Source organism: Pseudomonas sp. SJZ078 (genome assembly GCF_007828255.1).
Lineage (GTDB): Bacteria > Pseudomonadota > Gammaproteobacteria > Pseudomonadales > Pseudomonadaceae > Aquipseudomonas.
The window spans coordinates 20603-37312 of record NZ_VIUG01000026.1 but is presented as its reverse complement, the minus strand read 5'-3'; the positions used below and the strand labels follow the sequence as shown (position 1 = coordinate 37312).

Annotated in this window: 15 protein-coding genes; 5 read left to right on the top strand and 10 right to left on the bottom strand. The window is 58.0% G+C overall.

Features of this window, described 5'->3' with window-relative positions; genetic code table 11:
* Positions 1 to 146: 146 nt before the first annotated feature.
* Both FBY02_RS20560 and FBY02_RS20555 read left to right on the top strand, forming a co-directional pair.
* Positions 147 to 935 carry an SDR family NAD(P)-dependent oxidoreductase gene (locus FBY02_RS20560; protein WP_144930021.1) on the top strand — a complete coding sequence of 263 codons (789 nt, stop codon included), beginning with the start codon at positions 147 to 149 and terminating at the stop codon, positions 933 to 935.
* A gap of 322 nt (positions 936 to 1257) precedes the next feature.
* Positions 1258 to 1965 carry an NYN domain-containing protein gene (locus FBY02_RS20555; protein WP_144930020.1) on the top strand — a complete coding sequence of 236 codons (708 nt, stop codon included), beginning with the start codon at positions 1258 to 1260 and terminating at the stop codon, positions 1963 to 1965.
* 494 nt (positions 1966 to 2459) lie between these two features.
* Here FBY02_RS20555 and FBY02_RS20550 read toward each other — a convergent pair whose 3' ends face one another.
* A complete protein-coding gene (locus tag FBY02_RS20550; RefSeq protein ID WP_144930019.1) occupies positions 2460 to 3212 on the bottom strand; it encodes an SDR family oxidoreductase in 753 nt (250 codons plus the stop codon).
* A gap of 121 nt (positions 3213 to 3333) precedes the next feature.
* Between FBY02_RS20550 and FBY02_RS20545 the strand changes: the two genes are divergently transcribed.
* Entirely contained in the window at positions 3334 to 4236 is a 903-nt protein-coding gene (locus FBY02_RS20545) for a LysR family transcriptional regulator (protein ID WP_144930064.1), read from the top strand.
* Positions 4237 to 4565: 329 nt separating this feature from the next.
* Here the strand turns inward: FBY02_RS20545 and FBY02_RS20535 are convergent, their stop codons facing one another.
* From FBY02_RS20535 to FBY02_RS20515, 5 genes are all read right to left on the bottom strand, one after another.
* Positions 4566 to 5693, bottom strand: a complete 1128-nt coding sequence (locus FBY02_RS20535; RefSeq protein WP_144930063.1) for a diguanylate cyclase — start codon at positions 5691 to 5693, stop codon at positions 4566 to 4568.
* Positions 5694 to 5961: 268 nt separating this feature from the next.
* Entirely contained in the window at positions 5962 to 6336 is a 375-nt protein-coding gene (locus tag FBY02_RS20530; RefSeq protein ID WP_144930017.1) for a lysozyme inhibitor LprI family protein, read from the bottom strand.
* A gap of 119 nt (positions 6337 to 6455) precedes the next feature.
* Positions 6456 to 7226, bottom strand: a complete 771-nt coding sequence (locus FBY02_RS20525) for a MetQ/NlpA family ABC transporter substrate-binding protein (RefSeq protein ID WP_144930016.1) — start codon at positions 7224 to 7226, stop codon at positions 6456 to 6458.
* A 78-nt stretch (positions 7227 to 7304) separates the two neighbouring features.
* Positions 7305 to 7967, bottom strand: a complete 663-nt coding sequence (locus tag FBY02_RS20520; protein WP_053149304.1) for a methionine ABC transporter permease — start codon at positions 7965 to 7967, stop codon at positions 7305 to 7307.
* The gene (locus FBY02_RS20515; protein WP_144930014.1) at positions 7967 to 8974 is read right to left on the bottom strand and encodes a methionine ABC transporter ATP-binding protein; all 1008 of its coding nucleotides are present in this window, start codon (positions 8972 to 8974) and stop codon (positions 7967 to 7969) included. The genes FBY02_RS20520 and FBY02_RS20515 overlap by 1 nt, the downstream gene beginning before the upstream one ends.
* A 414-nt stretch (positions 8975 to 9388) precedes the next feature.
* Between FBY02_RS20515 and FBY02_RS20510 the strand changes: the two genes are divergently transcribed.
* Both FBY02_RS20510 and katE read left to right on the top strand, forming a co-directional pair.
* Positions 9389 to 11275 carry an RICIN domain-containing protein gene (locus FBY02_RS20510; RefSeq protein WP_144930013.1) on the top strand — a complete coding sequence of 629 codons (1887 nt, stop codon included), beginning with the start codon at positions 9389 to 9391 and terminating at the stop codon, positions 11273 to 11275.
* Between the two features lie 203 nt (positions 11276 to 11478).
* Positions 11479 to 13617: a catalase HPII gene (gene katE / locus FBY02_RS20505; RefSeq protein WP_144930012.1), complete on the top strand. Its 2139-nt coding sequence runs from the start codon at positions 11479 to 11481 to the stop codon at positions 13615 to 13617.
* 252 nt (positions 13618 to 13869) lie between these two features.
* On the opposite strand, the gene FBY02_RS20500 is transcribed toward katE, so the two are convergent.
* Genes FBY02_RS20500 through zur form a run of 4 tightly spaced genes read right to left on the bottom strand, consistent with a single transcriptional unit; the run spans position 13870 to position 16666 of the window.
* Entirely contained in the window at positions 13870 to 14583 is a 714-nt protein-coding gene (locus FBY02_RS20500) for a PA5502 family lipoprotein (RefSeq protein WP_144930011.1), read from the bottom strand.
* A 37-nt stretch (positions 14584 to 14620) separates the two neighbouring features.
* Entirely contained in the window at positions 14621 to 15409 is a 789-nt protein-coding gene (gene znuB, locus FBY02_RS20495; protein ID WP_024778402.1) for a zinc ABC transporter permease subunit ZnuB, read from the bottom strand.
* Positions 15402 to 16184, bottom strand: coding sequence for a zinc ABC transporter ATP-binding protein ZnuC (gene znuC / locus FBY02_RS20490; protein WP_144930010.1), 783 nt, complete (start codon positions 16182 to 16184; stop codon positions 15402 to 15404). The genes znuB and znuC overlap by 8 nt, the downstream gene beginning before the upstream one ends.
* Positions 16184 to 16666, bottom strand: a complete 483-nt coding sequence (gene zur, locus FBY02_RS20485) for a zinc uptake transcriptional repressor Zur (RefSeq protein ID WP_144930009.1) — start codon at positions 16664 to 16666, stop codon at positions 16184 to 16186. The genes znuC and zur overlap by 1 nt, the downstream gene beginning before the upstream one ends.
* Positions 16667 to 16710 lie beyond the last annotated feature (44 nt).

Genomic DNA, 16710 nt, shown 5'->3' with positions numbered 1-16710 from the left:
CAATAAAGCAAACCCGACACCGCATGTCGGGTTTGCATCACTTTGCTGGATTGTCGCTATCTTCAATCGTTGTACGACGAATTCGTAAATACCGCCTCGCCAACATCGCACAGCCCTCTGGTCCATTAATTCAAGGAGTCCTTCCCATGAAAATCGACTTCACCGGCCGTCACGTCTTGGTCACCGGTTCCACCAGCGGCATCGGTTTTGCCACAGCCAAAGGCTTCCTCGAAGCCGGCGCCCACGTGGTCATCAACGGTCGCAGCGACAGCAGCGTAGAGGACGCATTGCAGCGCTTGGGCGACCTTGCTTCCAAAGCCGAAGGCTTTGTGGGCGACCTCAGCAACGCCTCAGGCTGCCAGGCCTTGGTCGCCAAGTACCCGCGCTTCGATGTGGTCATCAACAACCTGGGCATTTTCAAGCTGGAAGACTTTTTCGAAACCCCGGACAGCGAATGGCAGCGCTTCTTCGAAACCAACGTGATGTCCGGCGTGCGTGTTTCCAGGGCCTATGCGCAGGGCATGGTCGAGCGTGGTTGGGGGCGGATTGTGTTTGTTTCGTCCGAGTCGGGCGTGAATATTCCGGCCGACATGATTCATTACGGCTTCACTAAAACCGCCCAGCTTTCCATTGCTCGCGGCTTGGCCAAGCGCCTTGCCGGCACGGGCGTTACGGTGAACTCAGTGCTGCCTGGGCCGACGCTTTCCGAAGGGGTTGCGCAGATGCTCCAGGCGGATGTCGAGCGCACTGGGGAAAGCCTGGAGAAGGTGGGGGCGGATTTCGTCAAACAGCACCGTAGTACCTCGATCATTCAACGGGCGGCGCGTGTTGAGGAAGTTGCCAATATGATTATTTATGCCAGTTCGGAGCAGGCTTCGGCTACGACGGGTGCGGCGTTGCGTGTTGATGGCGGGGTGGTGGATAGCATTGTCTAGCGAGCATGGAAAAACTAAACAAAATGTGGGTGTGCGCCCCGGATACGTACAGCTGATCACCTTGTCGTAAAGCATATGGTGATAGCCAAAATCATGACGTAAATTGGTCGCGGGTGCCTCATTGACAAAAAAATGGCTGTAGGTAGGCTAAGGCATCAGCCGCTTTGCGGCTGATGCCTTAGCCTACCTACAGCGAGAGATTGCCAGTTGACGGCGCCGTCGACTGGATCTATTCTTCGCGCATCCCGCCCAAGGCTGTACGCCGTCCAAACTATCCAGGACGTGCCGACCCCTTGGGCGTTTTGCTATCTGGAGGAAAGTCATGCCCACAGCGGTGTTGGTTGACGGCGCCTATTTTATAAAGCGCTTTCGAAAGATCGAGCCTCAGAATGCTTACAACGCGGAGCGAGCTGCGGACCTTGTGCATCGATGGGCAACGGCTCATTTAAGCAAGGTTGCTCCTCGTCCGAATGGCCAAGCGCAGGAGCAGCAGCAACGTCATAGGAAAGAGCTTTATCGAATTTTTTTCTATGACTGCCCCCCGCTAGATACCAAACAGCACAATCCTATTTCTAAAAAAGCTGTGGATTTTTCCAAATCCAAGGAAGCGCTATTTAGGAAAGAACTCCACGCTAGGTTGCGAAGTAAGCGTAAGGTGGCGTTGCGGCTCGGACACCTTTCTAAAGATGTGAAGTGGACGATCAAGCCAGCGAAAATTGCCGACCTTCTCAAAGGTAAAATTCAAATTGCTGACTTAACAGAGAATGATGTCAGCATGGAAACGAGGCAAAAAGGCGTCGACATGCGGATCGGAGTTGATGTAGCGTCGCTATCATTCAAAAAGCAGGTGGATCAGATCGTTCTTTTTGCAGGTGATGCGGACTTTGTACCCGCTGCAAAAATGGCTCGCCGGGAGGGTATAGATTTTATCCTTGACCCAATGTGGCAGAGTATTCCGGATGGTTTAATGGAGCATATTGACGGTTTACGTTCCACTTGCCCGAAACCCCCTAGAATCAATGGCGATTGAGTTTTGTCGGGGCGTCTTGCAAAAGCGCACGAGATTGAAATTTTGGGGGTAGCGCTGGCCCACAATCCAACGGCACCACATCGTGGCGTACGACGCCTAACATGACCCCCAATTCCTCCGAGGTTTTCCATGAAGCCTTCCAAGCGCACTCCAAAGCCCTTACTTGCCGCTCAGTACGAAGCCGACGCCCGCCGTCTGGCGGGTTGCGCGACCCGTATGGAACGCCACTTCTTGTCGGTTAGCCTCGCTAAAGGCAAGGAGCTTGAGCCTATTGGCCGAATGGCTGGCTCTAAAGCCTGAGCGTTGTCGACATAAAACATAGCCGAACGGAACAGTGCCCGATCAGCCAAGCCGTAAATCTGCGGGAGCATAGCTTGCACGCGATTGAGGCAGGCCAGTCGACAACGGTGTTGCTGATCTACCGCTACCGCTAGCAAGCTATGCTCCTACGGGTTTTGCGCCGTTTGGTCTTTAACTGATCGGCAAAAGCGGTATCAATCGTTCAACAACCGCCCCCCATCCACGACAATCTCGCTTCCCATCGTCCACCGCGATTCATCCGAAGCCAGGTACAACACTGCCTTGGCGACCTCTTCCGGCGTGCCAAACCGTCCCGCAGGGATGCTCTTGATGATGTCGGCGTTGAGCTGCTGGCGATAGGCATCCGCAATACCCATCTTGTCATACAGTGGCGTATTCACCGGCCCTGGGCTAACGGCGTTGACGCGGATTCCGCGCTGCATCAGTTCGCTCGACAATGTTTTCGACAGGCTGAGGAAGGCAGCCTTGGTGGCGGCGTAAACCGAGGAGCGTGTCGAGCCTACGTGGGCGCTGATCGAGGTGTTCAACACCACCGAGGCGGGATTGGCGAACACGGGAAGAAGCGCCTGGATCAGGAAGTAAGGCCCTTTGACGTTGACGTCGAAGGAACGGTCGAACATTTCTTCCGACCAATCCTCAATCGGTTGCCAAACGGAAACACCGGCATTGAGGAAGACAGCGTCGACCTTTCCGTAATGCCTCTCTACGGCCTGGGCCAGTTCCTTTTGTGCGCTAACGCTGGCCGAGTCGGCGCGCAGCACCAGCACGTCGCTGCCGAACTCGGCTTTGGCCGCTGCGATAGAGTCAGGATTGACACCGGTAACGATAACGCGGGCACCTTCGGCGAGGAACTGTTTGGCGGTTTCCAGTCCAATGCCACTGGTGCCGCCAGTGATGAGGGTGCGTTTATTGAGTAAGCGAGACATGAGTGAACTCCAGATCATGAGAGCGGGATGCGGCGCTCATGATCCGTCTATGCCGTTTAGTTGATAAGATCACGGACTTGCATATCTTTAATGCTGAATGTGCATGAATTTGGGGCTTCAAGTGGATCGCTTTCTACTCATGACCTGTTTCAAACGCACCGTCGAGACGGGCAGTTTCTCAGCGGCGGCGCGGGACTTGGGCATGGGCCAACCCAACGTCAGCCGATACGTGGCCGCGCTGGAGGACCATCTGGGTACCCGATTGCTCCAGCGCACCACACGACGGCTGGTGCTGACGCCGGAAGGCGAACGCTACTACGCGGACGTCAGCCGGATCCTCGATGCCGTTGCGGAGTCGGAGTCGTCCTTGAGCGATGAGTCCGAGCCGACCGGACTGCTGCGCGTGGCCTGCCCGACCGCATTGGCTCATGCCTTCCTGATGCCGCACGTTCCCGCTTTTCTGGCGCGCTACCCCGGCTTGTCACTGGATTTGCAGCTCAGTGATCGTCTCGTGGATCTGGTGGAGGAAGGCGCCGAGCTGGCCATCCGCATCGGCCATCCGACCGACAGCGCACTGCGCGCCCGCCGGATTGGCCATTACACACGGGTCTATGTCGCGTCGACAGACTACCTGGAACGCCGTGGCATCCCGCAGACACCGGAAGACCTGCACAACCATGACTGCATTCTGTACTCGTTGTTGAGCACCGGTAATACCTGGCATTTCCGCGATACCGTCATCAACGTCTCGGGGCGATTGCGGGTCAACTCGCCCCAGGCCATACAAGAAGCCGTCACCGCCGGCCTCGGGATCGCCAGCGGGCCAAGGTGGTTGTACGAGCAAGGGTTGGAGAGCGGCCGGTTGTGTCAGGTACTTTGCGACTACGAAGCGCCGCCGGTGCCGGTCCAGTTTCTCTACGTCGCCAATCGGTTGTTGCCCAAGCGGGCGATTGTGTTTATGGATTTTATTGCCGAAGCGTTTTCCAAGGTGCCTGGGCTTAACACTGGGTATGATCAACACTAGTTCGCAACGCTGCGGCCAATTCCACTGCTCCATGTCTCAGTTTGGACTCAGTAGGATCTTCAAGCGTTTTTCGGCCTTGGAAGTCGTTAACCTCGAGCGCGCTTGCGGTAGGTTTGTCGGCTGTCACGGCCTCGAACTTGCTGTTCGCTTGCAGCAGATATGGGACGGCCTGTTGATAGAAGCTTTCACCCTGAGGGTCTTTGTGCAACATGCTGGCCATACACAGTTGGGGTAACAGGCACGCCCCACCGTGTAGCACCAATGGTTCAGCGACATGGATTGGCCTTTTGCATTAACTAGTCACCCCTATATGACGCCTAAACGAAGTCTTACTGGGCAACCGCAACCTGATTGCGCCCCAACGCCTTCGCCCGATACAACGCCTTATCCGCATTATTCATCAAGCTATGAAGATCCTTGTGCCCAGCCTCCGTGAACGCTACTCCAAGGCTGGCGGTAATGCGATGGACAGGCTCGATCATCAATTCGCCAATCGTTTGAATAAGCTCTTCTGCAATCTCGATGGCGGCGTCGAGGGAGGTGTCCGGAAGCAGAATCGCGAACTCCTCTCCCCCCAACCGGCCGTGGACATCGGTGGCCCGGAAGGATGAGCTGATGACCAGGCCCATCTGCCGCAGGACCTGATCTCCAACCTGATGACCGTAGGTGTCGTTGATGTGCTTGAAGTGATCCATGTCCAGCATGAACACGCACAATCCCAGCCGGTTGGCTTCACATTCGTCATAAAGCTGTTGGGCATGCTCGAAGAAGGCGCGTCGGCTCATCAGTCCTGTCAGTTCATCGGTCTGGGCTGCGCGGGTGGAAACGCTATTGGCCTGCTCCATTTCACGGGTGAGTCGGAAAGCGGTTTCCAGTGCCTGGGACATTTTGTGTGTGGCGCGGGCAGCGAATACGGCAAATACGATGATCGAGAGGGCGATACCGAGTTGAATTCTGGTCGGTTGAAACAGTAGCCAGGCGGTGGACGGCAACAGGACCAGGCCGATGGAGAGCAATGTCATGTCGCGGTAGGCGGAGTAGCAGGACACCGCACTGACGGACATGCCGACGGTAAAGAGCATGACCAGCGCTTGCGACAGAAGATCGTCTGCCGGCATGACCACGAATGCGCCAACGCCCCAGATACTGGCGGATAGCACCAGGGTGATCCAGTACTTGCGCTCCCACCGTTGGGGCGTGCGCTGGCTTTCATCACTGCAGAAATAGGCCACGAACATCGAGATGCGTATCAGCGTCGATCCGGTCAGTATCGCCAGCCACCAAAGAACGAGGTCGTGGTCGAAACGATCCCAACACAATCCACACAGCATGATAGCGGCGAGGTAACTCCCCAATACCGCTGAAACGGATTGGCGGAACAGTTGCTGCAGTCGGTCAGTTCGCACCTGCTCGGCTATGAAGAAATCCTGGTCACTTCGTGATCCTGAGCCATGCATGTGATCCACCTGATCGTGATGCAACTAAAAAAGCGATTGTGGCATCCTGCCAGCAACGCGAACAACTGAATTACACCCACGGCCTTGATTGAACCAAAACCCCGTGGGGAGGAAGTTTGCTCCCGCTGGGTTGCGAAGCGGCCCTAACCACCCCTATAGGCAGCCTGCCAAAGAAAAACCCGACGCATGATGTCGGGTTTTTCGGTACGGCTTTTCGCTTGTCCCATCGCTTCTTCTCAGCGATAGATATCAGCTGCCCTTGGCCGGATCACTCGACTTGCGACAGCTTGGCATCGTCGCAACCGGCAGCACGGCATTCGCGCTCGATGGCTTTGAGTATGACGATACGCGACTCGGTCTTCTCGTTGGCACAGTCCAGGTAGAGCAGGCCGTCGTTGGAACAGGCGTTGTCGCGAATTTTGATCCACTGGATCTGAGCCGCTTTCACTTTTTTCTTTTGTTCCGGGTTCAGCGCACTCATGGTCTTCTTGTATTGATCATTGATTTCCTGATCCGACTGAACCATTTTCAGCGACGCGCAATAGGTTCTGTCATAGGCGTTTCTAGGATTATCGCAACTCATCGCAGATGCCGATGCGGATGCCATTGCCAGCAATGCCCCAACCAACAAAGACTTGATCACTTACTTCTCTCCCTGAATGCCCTCTATTCATTAGAGGTCGCTGCGGGAATTTATCATGAGTGCAAAAAAAACGGGTCTGCATTCCCACGCAGTCCCGTTTTTTTCATCACCCGATCAGATCAAAACGCCGGCAATACTGCGCCTTTGTACTTCTCCAGAATAAACGCCTTCACTTCCGGGCTATGCAACGCAGCCGCCAGCTTCTTCATTGCCTCGCTGTCCTTGTCGTCCTCACGGGCCACCAGGATGTTCACGTAAGGCGAGTCGCTGCCCTCGATCTCCAGCGCATCCTTGGACGGATCCAGCTTGGCTTCCAGCGCGTAGTTGGTATTGATCAGCGCCAGGTCGACCTGGGTCAGCACGCGTGGAATGGTCGCGGCTTCCAGTTCACGGAATTTCAGGTCCTTCGTGTTCTCGGTGATGTCTTTGGTGGTCGACAGGATATTCTTCGGATCCTTCAGCTTGATCACCCCGGCCTTTGCCAGTAGCAACAGCGCACGGCCGCCGTTGGTGGCGTCGTTCGGGATCACTACGTTGGCGCCGCCAGGGAGTTCTTCGAGCTTCTTGTACTTGCTCGAATAAGCGCCCAGGGGTTCCAGGTGCACGCCAGTTACGGCTACCAGGTGGGTACCCTTGGCCTTGTTGAACTCATCCAGGTACGGCTGGTGCTGGAAGAAGTTGGCGTCCAGGCGCTTTTCGGCGACCTGTACGTTCGGCTGGATGTAGTCGGTGAAGACCTTGACCTTCAGGTCCACACCTTCCTTGGCCAGTGCCGGCTTGACGAATTCGAGGATTTCCGCGTGGGGCACCGGCGTTGCCGCGATGGTCAAGGTGTCGGCATGGGCGGAAAAGGCTGCGACGGCAGCGAAGGCAACCAGTAATTTCTTCATTCAGCTAACTCCTTGTGGGGCGCCCGCTCTCGGCGCCTGCCAGCGAATGGCTGGCTCATGGTTTATGGGCGCAAGGCCTTATTTTCTAGAAAAATGCACAACCAGTTTGTCGCCCACGGTTTGCAGGACCTGGACCAGCACCAGCAGCAATACCACGGTGACCACCATCACGTCGGTCTGGAAACGCTGGTAACCGAAACGGATCGCCAGGTCGCCCAAGCCACCGGCGCCGACCACACCGGCCATGGCCGTGTAGGACACCAGCGTAATCGCGGTCACCGTAATTGCGGCAAAGATGCCTGGGCGGGCTTCCGGCAGCAAGGCGTTGACGATGATCTGCCGGGTGGTCGCGCCCATGGCCTGGGTCGCTTCGATGATGCCACGGTCGACTTCGCGCAAGGCGGTTTCCACCAGACGGGCGAAGAACGGTGTGGCGCCGACCACCAGGGGTGGAATCGCCCCGGCTACGCCCAGCGAGGTGCCGGTGATCAACACCGTGAACGGGATCATCACGATCAACAGGATAATGAAAGGCAGCGAACGCAGGATGTTGACGATCAGCGACAGCAGCGCATAGACGCCCCGGGCTTCGAGCAACTGGCGCGGGCTGCACAGGAACAACAGCACCCCCAGTGGCAGGCCGAGCAGCACCGTGAACAACAGCGAACCGAACAGCATCAGGAAGGTGTCGCCGGTGGCCAGCCAGATCTCCAGCCAGTCGATGTTTGCAAAAAATTCCATCAGCGCAGCACCTCCATGTGGACATCGGCCGCGATGAAGCGGGCAAACGCCGCCTCCATGTCACCGCCGGTGATGGCGAGGGTCAGTTGCCCGTAGGGGGTGTCTTTGATGCGGTCGATACGACCGGCCAGGATGCTGTAGTCCACACCGGTTTCCCGGGCGACGGTGCCGAGCAGCGGCGCGTAGGTCGCATCGCCCTGGAATGTCAGACGCACGATGCGCCCCGGTACGTGGGCAAAATCGTCGCGCTGTTCGCTTTCGTCGATCTGCTCGTCTTCCTGGACGAAACGCTTGGTGGTCGGATGCTTGGGGTGCAGGAACACCTGGGCCACCGGGCCTTGTTCGACGATCACACCGGCATCCATCACACCGACTTCATCGCAGACCCGGCGGATCACGTCCATTTCATGGGTGATCAGCACGATGGTCAGCTTCAGCTCGCGGTTGATCTCTGCGAGCAGTTGCAGCACCGATGCGGTGGTCTGCGGGTCGAGGGCGCTGGTGGCCTCGTCGCACAGCAGAATCTTGGGCTTGGTCGCCAGGGCGCGGGCGATACCGACGCGCTGCTTCTGGCCGCCGGACAACTGCGCCGGGTACTTCCTGGCGTGGTCGGACAAGCCTACCCGTGCCAGCAACTCGGCCACTCGTTGGTCGATTTCGTTGCGGGACAATTCGCCCGCCAACGTCAGCGGCAAGGCGACGTTGTCGGCCACGGTCTTGGAGGCCAGCAGATTGAAGTGCTGGAAAATCATCCCGACCTGTTGACGGAAGCGTCGCAGGCCCGTGGCGTCCAGGGCGGTGACTTCTTCGCCGTCGACGATGATCTTGCCGCCGCTGGTGTCTTCCAGGCGATTGATCAGACGCAGCAGGGTACTTTTTCCTGCACCGGAATGGCCGATCAGACCGAAGACCTGACCGTTCTCGATCCTCAGACTGGTCGGGTGCAGCGCGGGGATATCCTTACCGGCGACGCGGTAGGTTTTATGGACGTTTTGAAACTCGATCACGTAGCGAACCTTGTGGGGCGCGTTGGAAAAGGGGCAGCGGTTAGCCGGGGGCGCATTTTAGCCTGTCTGTATAGAGGTCATTAGCATTTATTTCGCAATTTGGCCGCTATTTGGTAATAACGCGATCAAAGGCCGGTATGCCTGATTGTCCATTGCTGGGTACCCATCCGCGCCCCTTTCGGGGCAGCGGACGCCATGCAGCCGTCGCCAGGCCTGACAGGCAAAGGATCGTTCATCCGTCCTGCTCAAGAGCATTTAAAGTTAGCTGTTAAATATATCCACATACTCGGTTTCATTTCGAATAGTACTTTCGATTGTCCATGAACAAGTATCTGGTAGGTTACCGATCGTCGCTCGCTACAGCGAATTAAACCCGTCTCGTAACGGCGGGGAAACATTTAAAAGGAATGGAATGTGAAAAAGCATAAGGCTATTTTTGCAGGACTGTTTGCATTAAGCGTAATGGCAAATGCAGTGGCTGCAAGTTCGATGACCTCGGACACTTTAATGGTATTCGGAGAACTTCCTGAGGTGCAGATGTCGCTGCCTCAATATCAGGCTCTGTCGGTTGCTGCCATGCCCGAGGAAGAATTCAAGGCGCGACTCGCCGATGAAAAGTTTTCTTCCCTGGCCTATCTGGATATCGCCGCAGTCAAGGATGATGAAGCAGCCATCGAGAAGGTAACGGCGATTTTCCGCTCGGGGAAACCGGTGCTGTTGAAGATGGGCTACCAGACGACGGAACTGGCGAAAACAGTAAGTAGCATATTCGGAATTTCCAGCGCGTTTGACTATGCCTTGTTTCACCGGGTGAGCAATTCGGAGATCAATGTCTATCGCCTGGAAGGTTACCAGGATGAAGCTGTTCTGGAAGCGGTGGGGTTGTTGATCAAGGAACTGCAGGCACGGGCCGGGTACCCCCGGGAGGAAGGCGAGTTCATTGGCCTGCCGAAACTGACCTACAACATCAATCTTCAGAGCCCGAACCAGGAAATGACTTCGGTGGTGAATATCGATGTCGTCAGGAGTGCAGAGCGGAGCCAGGACAAGAAGTTCGTTTCCATAAAAACGTCGCCAACAACCGCGCGCTCCACGAAAAACGGCATCACCATCGGTGGGTTCGGACCGGGTGGCAGTGGAGAAAATCTCTGGGGCGCGTACTTGCCACATGCCTACCGGTTCACTCATCAACTGACCACTGAACAGATTGTTCCGATATTGGTCAATTCGGCGCCTGCTAGTGACACGAGGACAAATTTCAATTACAGCGAAACGAAAACCAATGGAATTTCCATTGGCGGAACATTAGGTAGCGAATTTGGTGGGACAAAAGCCGAAAATATTACCTATGCCGCTAAATCACCGTTCAATGTGAGTTTCGGTTTGAATTATTCACATTCCAAGACCATGAGTTACGCGTTCCAGGACTACTCGTTGATCGCATCGCGGAACGGTTCGAAGTTGACGTGGAACGCACCCATAGATCCCAAGCTGAAGGCGGTATTGGTTGAAAGGCTCACTGCCGGGCTGCCGGTTCTAACCGAAGCGCGTATGACGCCCATGATGCGCTCGGCATCGCTTGAGTCTTATACCTTGTGGGAGTTGCCCGGCAACTACACCGGTACGGCAACGGTGAGCATTGGCGGCGGCTATGACTTGAATCGGCGTGAATGGTGGTGGGATCGGAGCCAGGTCAAATCCCTTCACGTCACTGATACCTACGATGCCGCGGAACAATACATGCTGGACTTGAACAGTCCCTTCCTGACTCGCGAAATGACCGTGCTGATTCGTTCCGCCGACGGCGTCGGCAAGTGCATGGCCGAAAATGCCAACTCAAGTGTTTCCCTTGAATCCTGCGCGGCCTCGAACACCCATCAACTGTGGGGCCTGGATTCGGAGAATCGGTACGTCAACCGGGCCTCGAATCGATGCCTGAGTGTGCGCGAAACGGATGGCGCGCTGGTCACCGATAGCTGCGCCCTGGATAACCGGCAGCAGTGGGAGTGGCAAGCGGATCGGATTCATTCGCTGTACAACCGCGACTGGCGCCTTTATGCCGATGACAGCCGGTTGAAGGTCATTCCGGATGACTCCATGCACTTCCAGGACACGCCCAAGAACGTGTTCAACCCGCTGAACATTCCTTGGGCCAGCTATCCACGGGCACCGTCCATCCATGATGTGATGCCCAACCACTTGGGCCCATCGCCTCAGATCAGCCCGGAATGGGTCGACCGCTATCAAGGCGTGCATACGCGCCAGCGGTGGAGAATCGAGATCCTGCGCGATGGCATCTGACTGCTGAAGCTTCGCCAGCCCAACGGTGACACCCATCATCGCTGGGTTGGCGCTGGCCGGGAAAATCCAGGCGCGTTCCGAGGGAACGGCTCGAACCGTCATCAGTCACTACATAAGCCACTCCCAAATGCCTGGGCGCCACTGCCCGGCGCTTGTCCGCAAGCCCTGGGTGAAAAGGGATCGAAACGAGGAGTTTATGTCTGATGAATACCAAGCAGCCTGCAACCGGCAAGAGCCAACTGGCCGGGACCGACACCCTGGATCGCGGCAACACCAACGCCAAGCTTGAGAGCCTGGAGCCGTTTCGCTCCGATGCCACCGAGCAGGCCTTGCGCACCAATCAGGGTGTGAAGATCGCCGACAACCAGAACACCCTCCGCGCCGGTGCCCGTGGGCCCTCGCTGCTGGAAGATTTCATCATGCGTGAAAAGATCACGCATTTTGACCATGAGCGCATTCCTGAGCGCATCGTGCACGCCCGCGGTACCGGGGCCCATGGTTACTTTCAGAGCTATGAAGCGCATTCGGCACTGACCAAGGCTGGTTTTCTACAGGACCCGAGCAAAAAGACCCCGGTGTTCGTGCGTTTTTCCACCGTGCAGGGGCCACGAGGTTCCGGTGACACAGTGCGTGACGTGCGCGGTTTTGCAGTGAAGTTCTTCACCGACGAAGGCAACTTCGACTTGGTGGGCAACAACATGCCGGTTTTTTTCATACAGGATGCGGTGAAGTTTCCAGACTTCGTCCACGCGGTAAAACCCGAACCCCACAACGAGATTCCTACCGGCGGCTCAGCCCACGACACCTTCTGGGATTTTGTCTCGCTGGTGCCGGAGTCGGCGCATATGGTGATCTGGGCGATGTCCGATCGGGCCATTCCAAAAAGCCTGCGCAGCATGCAAGGCTTCGGCGTGCATACCTTCCGCATGATCAACGCCGAAGGCCGCAGCAGTTTCGTCAAATTCCATTGGCGACCCAAGGTCGGCACGTGTTCATTGGTGTGGGACGAAGCCCAGAAGCTGGCCGGTAAAGATACGGACTACCACCGTCGCGATCTGTGGGAGGCGATCGAGATGGGGGATTACCCGGAATGGGAATTCGGTGTGCAGATCGTCGCCGAGGAAGACGAGCACACATTCGATTTCGACCTGCTCGACCCGACCAAGATCATTCCTGAAGAACTCGTGCCCATCACGCCGCTGGGCAAGATGGTGCTGAACCGTAACCCGGACAACTTCTTCGCCGAAGTCGAGCAAGTCGCGTTCTGCCCCGGGCATATCGTGCCGGGCATCGACTTTTCCAACGACCCGTTGCTGCAAGGCCGGCTCTTTTCCTACACAGATACGCAAATCAGCCGACTCGGTGGGCCGAATTTTCATGAGCTGCCGATCAACCGGGCGATCACCCCGGTGCACAACGGCCAGCGCGATGCCATGCACCGCACCACCATCGACAAGGGGCGGACCTCCTACGAGCCCAACTCCATCGACGGTGGTTGGCCGAAGGAAACCCCGCCCGGTCCGCAAGACGGTGGTTTTGAAAGCTATCCGGAGCGTATCGACGCCTACAAGATCCGCCAGCGCAGTGACTCGTTCAGCGACCATTTTTCCCAGGCGCGGCTGTTCTACAAGAGCATGAGCGCCCATGAGCAGGAGCACATCATCGCGGCCTACAGTTTCGAATTGGGTAAGGTCGAGCGGGAATACATCAGGGCGCGGCAGGTTAACGAAATTCTCGCCAACATCGATTTGGAGCTGGCGGCGCGGGTGGCGAAAAACCTTGGATTGCCGGCGCCCACCGCATGCACCGTGGACGTACCGACGCCTTCGCTGGAGCAATCCCCAGCCTTGAGCCAGGCGAACTTGTTATCTGGAGATATCAAGACACGCAAGGTTGCGGTGCTGGTGGCGAACGGGGTGGACGGGGCGATTATCGATGTGCTCAAACAGGCCTTGAAGGCCGAGGGCGCTCACGCCAAGGTGCTCGGTCCGACTTCCGCGCCGGTGACCACGGTCGATGGGCAGACGTTGCCGGTGGATGCGTCCATGGAAGGCTTGCCATCGATTGCCTTCGATGCGGTGTTTGTTCCGGGCGGCCCAGAGTCGATCAAGGCCTTGAGTCGGGACGGCGTGGCGTTGCATTACGTGCTGGAGGCCTACAAACATCTGAAGGCCATTGGGCTTCATGGCGAAGCTCGGCAGTTGCTGGTTGAGTTGAAGCTGGAGGTGGATGCGGGGCTGATAGAGGATGCGGAGGCGAGCGGCTTTTCGCGGTTTTTTGCGGCGATTGCCCAGCATCGGGTTTGGGCGCGTGAGCCCAAGGCCAAGGCGGTTCCGGCTTGATGAGAGGCGACCGTTAGGACGCTATCGCGAGCAGGCTCGCTCCCACAGTGGAACTGGTGTGCATTCAGATTCTATGTCCGCCAAGGAACCCTGTGGGAGCGGGTTTACCCGCGAAGGCGGCGGTACATGCAACATTTTCTTGGCTGACCCACCGCTTTCGCGAGCAAGCCCGTTCCCACAGTGGATGTGTTGTGAATACACATGTTGTATCTGCCACAAAACCCTGTGGGAGCGAGCCTGCTCGCGATGCCTTTAAGATTTACGCGGAGTCAGCACCACCTGCGCCGGCACGTTGCGCAGGATCTGCTTGCGAAGCTTCAGATCAAACCCCGGATCCAGTTTCTTGACCCGCTTGGCCAGCAGGTTCGCCAGCCACGGATAATCGTCGATGCGCGGCACCTGAACTGTGACATCACACTGAAAATTCACCACATCAGTGGCAATAGCATCCAGTTGCCGACGCATTTGCTGGATATCGTTGATATTGAGCTGGAGCGTGGTGCTCTCGGCGCTCGGATCGATCAACTTGGCGGCCGGTTTGGTTTCGGCAGCCTGGAGAGCGGCCTCGGCTTTATCCAGCTCGATCTTACGGGCCTGGGCTATGGCGCCATTGAATTCACCGGTCAGTGCTGGCGCCTTGGGCATCAGGGCGCGGGCACGGCTCAGGGCCGTAGCGGCGGCGTTTACATCGCCTTTTTGCAGATCGATCTGGCTGCGGCGCAGATACGCCTCGGCCAGTTGCCGCTGATAGGGCTCCAACGCCGGATCGTTGGGCGTCTGGGCCTGCAGCGTGGCCAATTGATCTTCAGCGGTGGCCAGTTCATTGCTGGCCAGGCTTTGTTCCAGCTGCGCAATGGCCGGCCCCCGGGTGTCGGGTGCTTCGGTTACTGGCGGCGAACTCGTGCAAGCCCCCAGTAGCAAGGAAAATGCGACAAGGAGCAGATAACGGGAGGCGAACGGCTTCATTCCTGCGACTCTCTATTTGCGCAAAAAGCGAGCAAGTCTACACCCCTCGGCGGGGCAGGACAAAACTCAGCAGAAACAAGGCCGCGGCGCTGACCACGATCGACGGACCGGCCGGGGTGTCCTTGAACCACGACAAGGCCAGCCCGCCACACACCGCAAGCATGCCCAGCAGGCTCGCGCCCAGAGCCATCTGCTCCGGCGAACGGGCGTGACGTTGTGCCGCGGCGGCCGGGATGATCAGCAATGAGGTAATCAGCAATACTCCGACGATTTTCATCGCCACGGCAATGACCACGGCAATCAGCAGCATCAGCGCCAGCCGCAGACCCGTCACGGGCAGGCCTTCGACCCGGGCCAGTTCTTCGTGGACGGTGACGGCCAGCAAGGGTCGCCAGAGCGCCACCAGTAACAGCAGCACGGCGGCGCTGCCACCCAGGATCCACGCCAGGTCCGTCGGGCTGATGGCCAGCAAGTCTCCGAACAGGTAGGCCATCAAGTCGATCCGCACTTCACGCATGAAGCTCAGCACCACCAGCCCAAGGGACAGGGTACTGGGCGCGAGGATACCCAGCAGTGTGTCGGACGCCAGCGGCTGGCGCTGTTGCAAGGTCACCAGCACCACCGCCAGCAACAGGCAACCGACCGTCACCGCCACCGTCGGGCTGACGTCCAGCAGGAACCCCAGCGCTACACCCAGCAAGGCCGCGTGGGACAAGGTATCGCCAAAATAGGCCATGCGCCGCCAGACCACGAACGAGCCCAAGGGACCGGCCACCAGCGCGAGAGCCAAGCCTGCGAGCAGGGCATATACCAGAAAATCAGCCATGCTTGCAGCCATCTCCATGAACATGGGGGGTAACAGGGGCACCGATGACCACTGAACCGTGCAGGTCATGGGCGTGGTCATGGTGGTGGTGATAGATCGCCAGGCTGGGTGCGTTCTTGCCGAACAGCTCGACGAACGCCGGGTCGCCACTGACCTGCTCGGGATGCCCGGAACAGCAGACATGCCGATTGAGGCAGACCACCTGGTCGGTGGTACTCATGACCAGGTGAAGATCATGGGAGACCATCAGCACGCCGCAGCCATGACGGTCGCGCAGGCGGGTGATCAGGCTGTACAGCTCGGCCTGTCCCGCCACGTCGACCCCTTGTACCGGCTCGTCGAGCACCAGCAGTTCAGGCTCGCGCAGCAAGGCACGGGCCAGCAACACACGCTGCATTTCACCGCCGGAGATGCTTTGTACCGGGCTGTCGATCACATGCTCGGCGCCGACTTCGTTGAGTGCCGCCAGGGCCCGTCCGCGATCTACGCCAGGTACCAGGCGCAGGAAACGCAGGACCGACAGGGGCAGCGTCGGGTCTACATGGAGTTTCTGTGGCATGTAGCCGACCCGCAGCTTCGGTTTGCGCCAGACGCTGCCTCTGTCCGGTTTGAGCAAACCCAGCACGGCGCGCACCAGAGTGGTCTTGCCAGCGCCGTTGGGGCCGATCAGGGTGACGATCTGCCCAGGCTCGACGCTCAGGTGGATGTTATCCAGCACGTTCTGTCCGGCGAACGTCACGGCCACCTGCTCGAGGCGGATCAAGGCATTGCTCATCAGGCCCCCTGGCAACCGGAGCAGAGACCGACCACTTCGACGGTCTGGCTGTCGACCATGAAACCGACCTCCCTGGCGCTGGCGACGATGGCATCGCTGATGGACTTCTGTTCCAGCTCGATGGCCGCGTGGCAGTCGCGGCAGATCAGGAACTGGCCCTGGTGGGCGTGTTCGGGATGGTTGCAGCCGACGAAGGCGTTCAGGGAGGAAATACGATGCACCAGGCCGTTTTCCAGCAGGAAATCCAGCGCCCGATAGACCGTCGGCGGCGCAGCGCGGCGGCCATCCTGTTCGCTGAGCACCGCCAGGATGTCGTAGGCACCCAACGGCTTGTGGCTTTGCCAGACCAGTTCCAGCACGCGCCGCCGCAAGGCGGTCAGGCGCAGCCCCTGCCGGGCGCAGATGGCATCGGCCTCGGACAGCGCGCTGTGCACACAGTGGGAGTGATCGTGGGGGCGACTGGCGAGGGGCGTAATAGGCATGGGCAGCGACGAGTTCAGTGAGAGACGTTATTATGTTACCCGGT

Excerpts from the sequence above, each read along its gene's own strand:
- FBY02_RS20560 (WP_144930021.1), top strand. The coding sequence starts at position 147 with ATGAAAATCGACTTCACCGGCCGTCACGTCTTGGTCACCGGTTCCACC.
- FBY02_RS20555 (WP_144930020.1), top strand. The coding sequence starts at position 1,258 with ATGCCCACAGCGGTGTTGGTTGACGGCGCCTATTTTATAAAGCGCTTT.
- FBY02_RS20550 (WP_144930019.1), bottom strand. The coding sequence starts at position 3,212 with ATGTCTCGCTTACTCAATAAACGCACCCTCATCACTGGCGGCACCAGT.
- FBY02_RS20535 (WP_144930063.1), bottom strand. The coding sequence starts at position 5,693 with ATGCATGGCTCAGGATCACGAAGTGACCAGGATTTCTTCATAGCCGAG.
- FBY02_RS20525 (WP_144930016.1), bottom strand. The coding sequence starts at position 7,226 with ATGAAGAAATTACTGGTTGCCTTCGCTGCCGTCGCAGCCTTTTCCGCC.
- FBY02_RS20520 (WP_053149304.1), bottom strand. The coding sequence starts at position 7,967 with ATGGAATTTTTTGCAAACATCGACTGGCTGGAGATCTGGCTGGCCACC.
- katE (WP_144930012.1), top strand. The coding sequence starts at position 11,479 with ATGAATACCAAGCAGCCTGCAACCGGCAAGAGCCAACTGGCCGGGACC.
- FBY02_RS20500 (WP_144930011.1), bottom strand. The coding sequence starts at position 14,583 with ATGAAGCCGTTCGCCTCCCGTTATCTGCTCCTTGTCGCATTTTCCTTG.
- znuB (WP_024778402.1), bottom strand. The coding sequence starts at position 15,409 with ATGGCTGATTTTCTGGTATATGCCCTGCTCGCAGGCTTGGCTCTCGCG.
- znuC (WP_144930010.1), bottom strand. The coding sequence starts at position 16,184 with ATGAGCAATGCCTTGATCCGCCTCGAGCAGGTGGCCGTGACGTTCGCC.
- zur (WP_144930009.1), bottom strand. The coding sequence starts at position 16,666 with ATGCCTATTACGCCCCTCGCCAGTCGCCCCCACGATCACTCCCACTGT.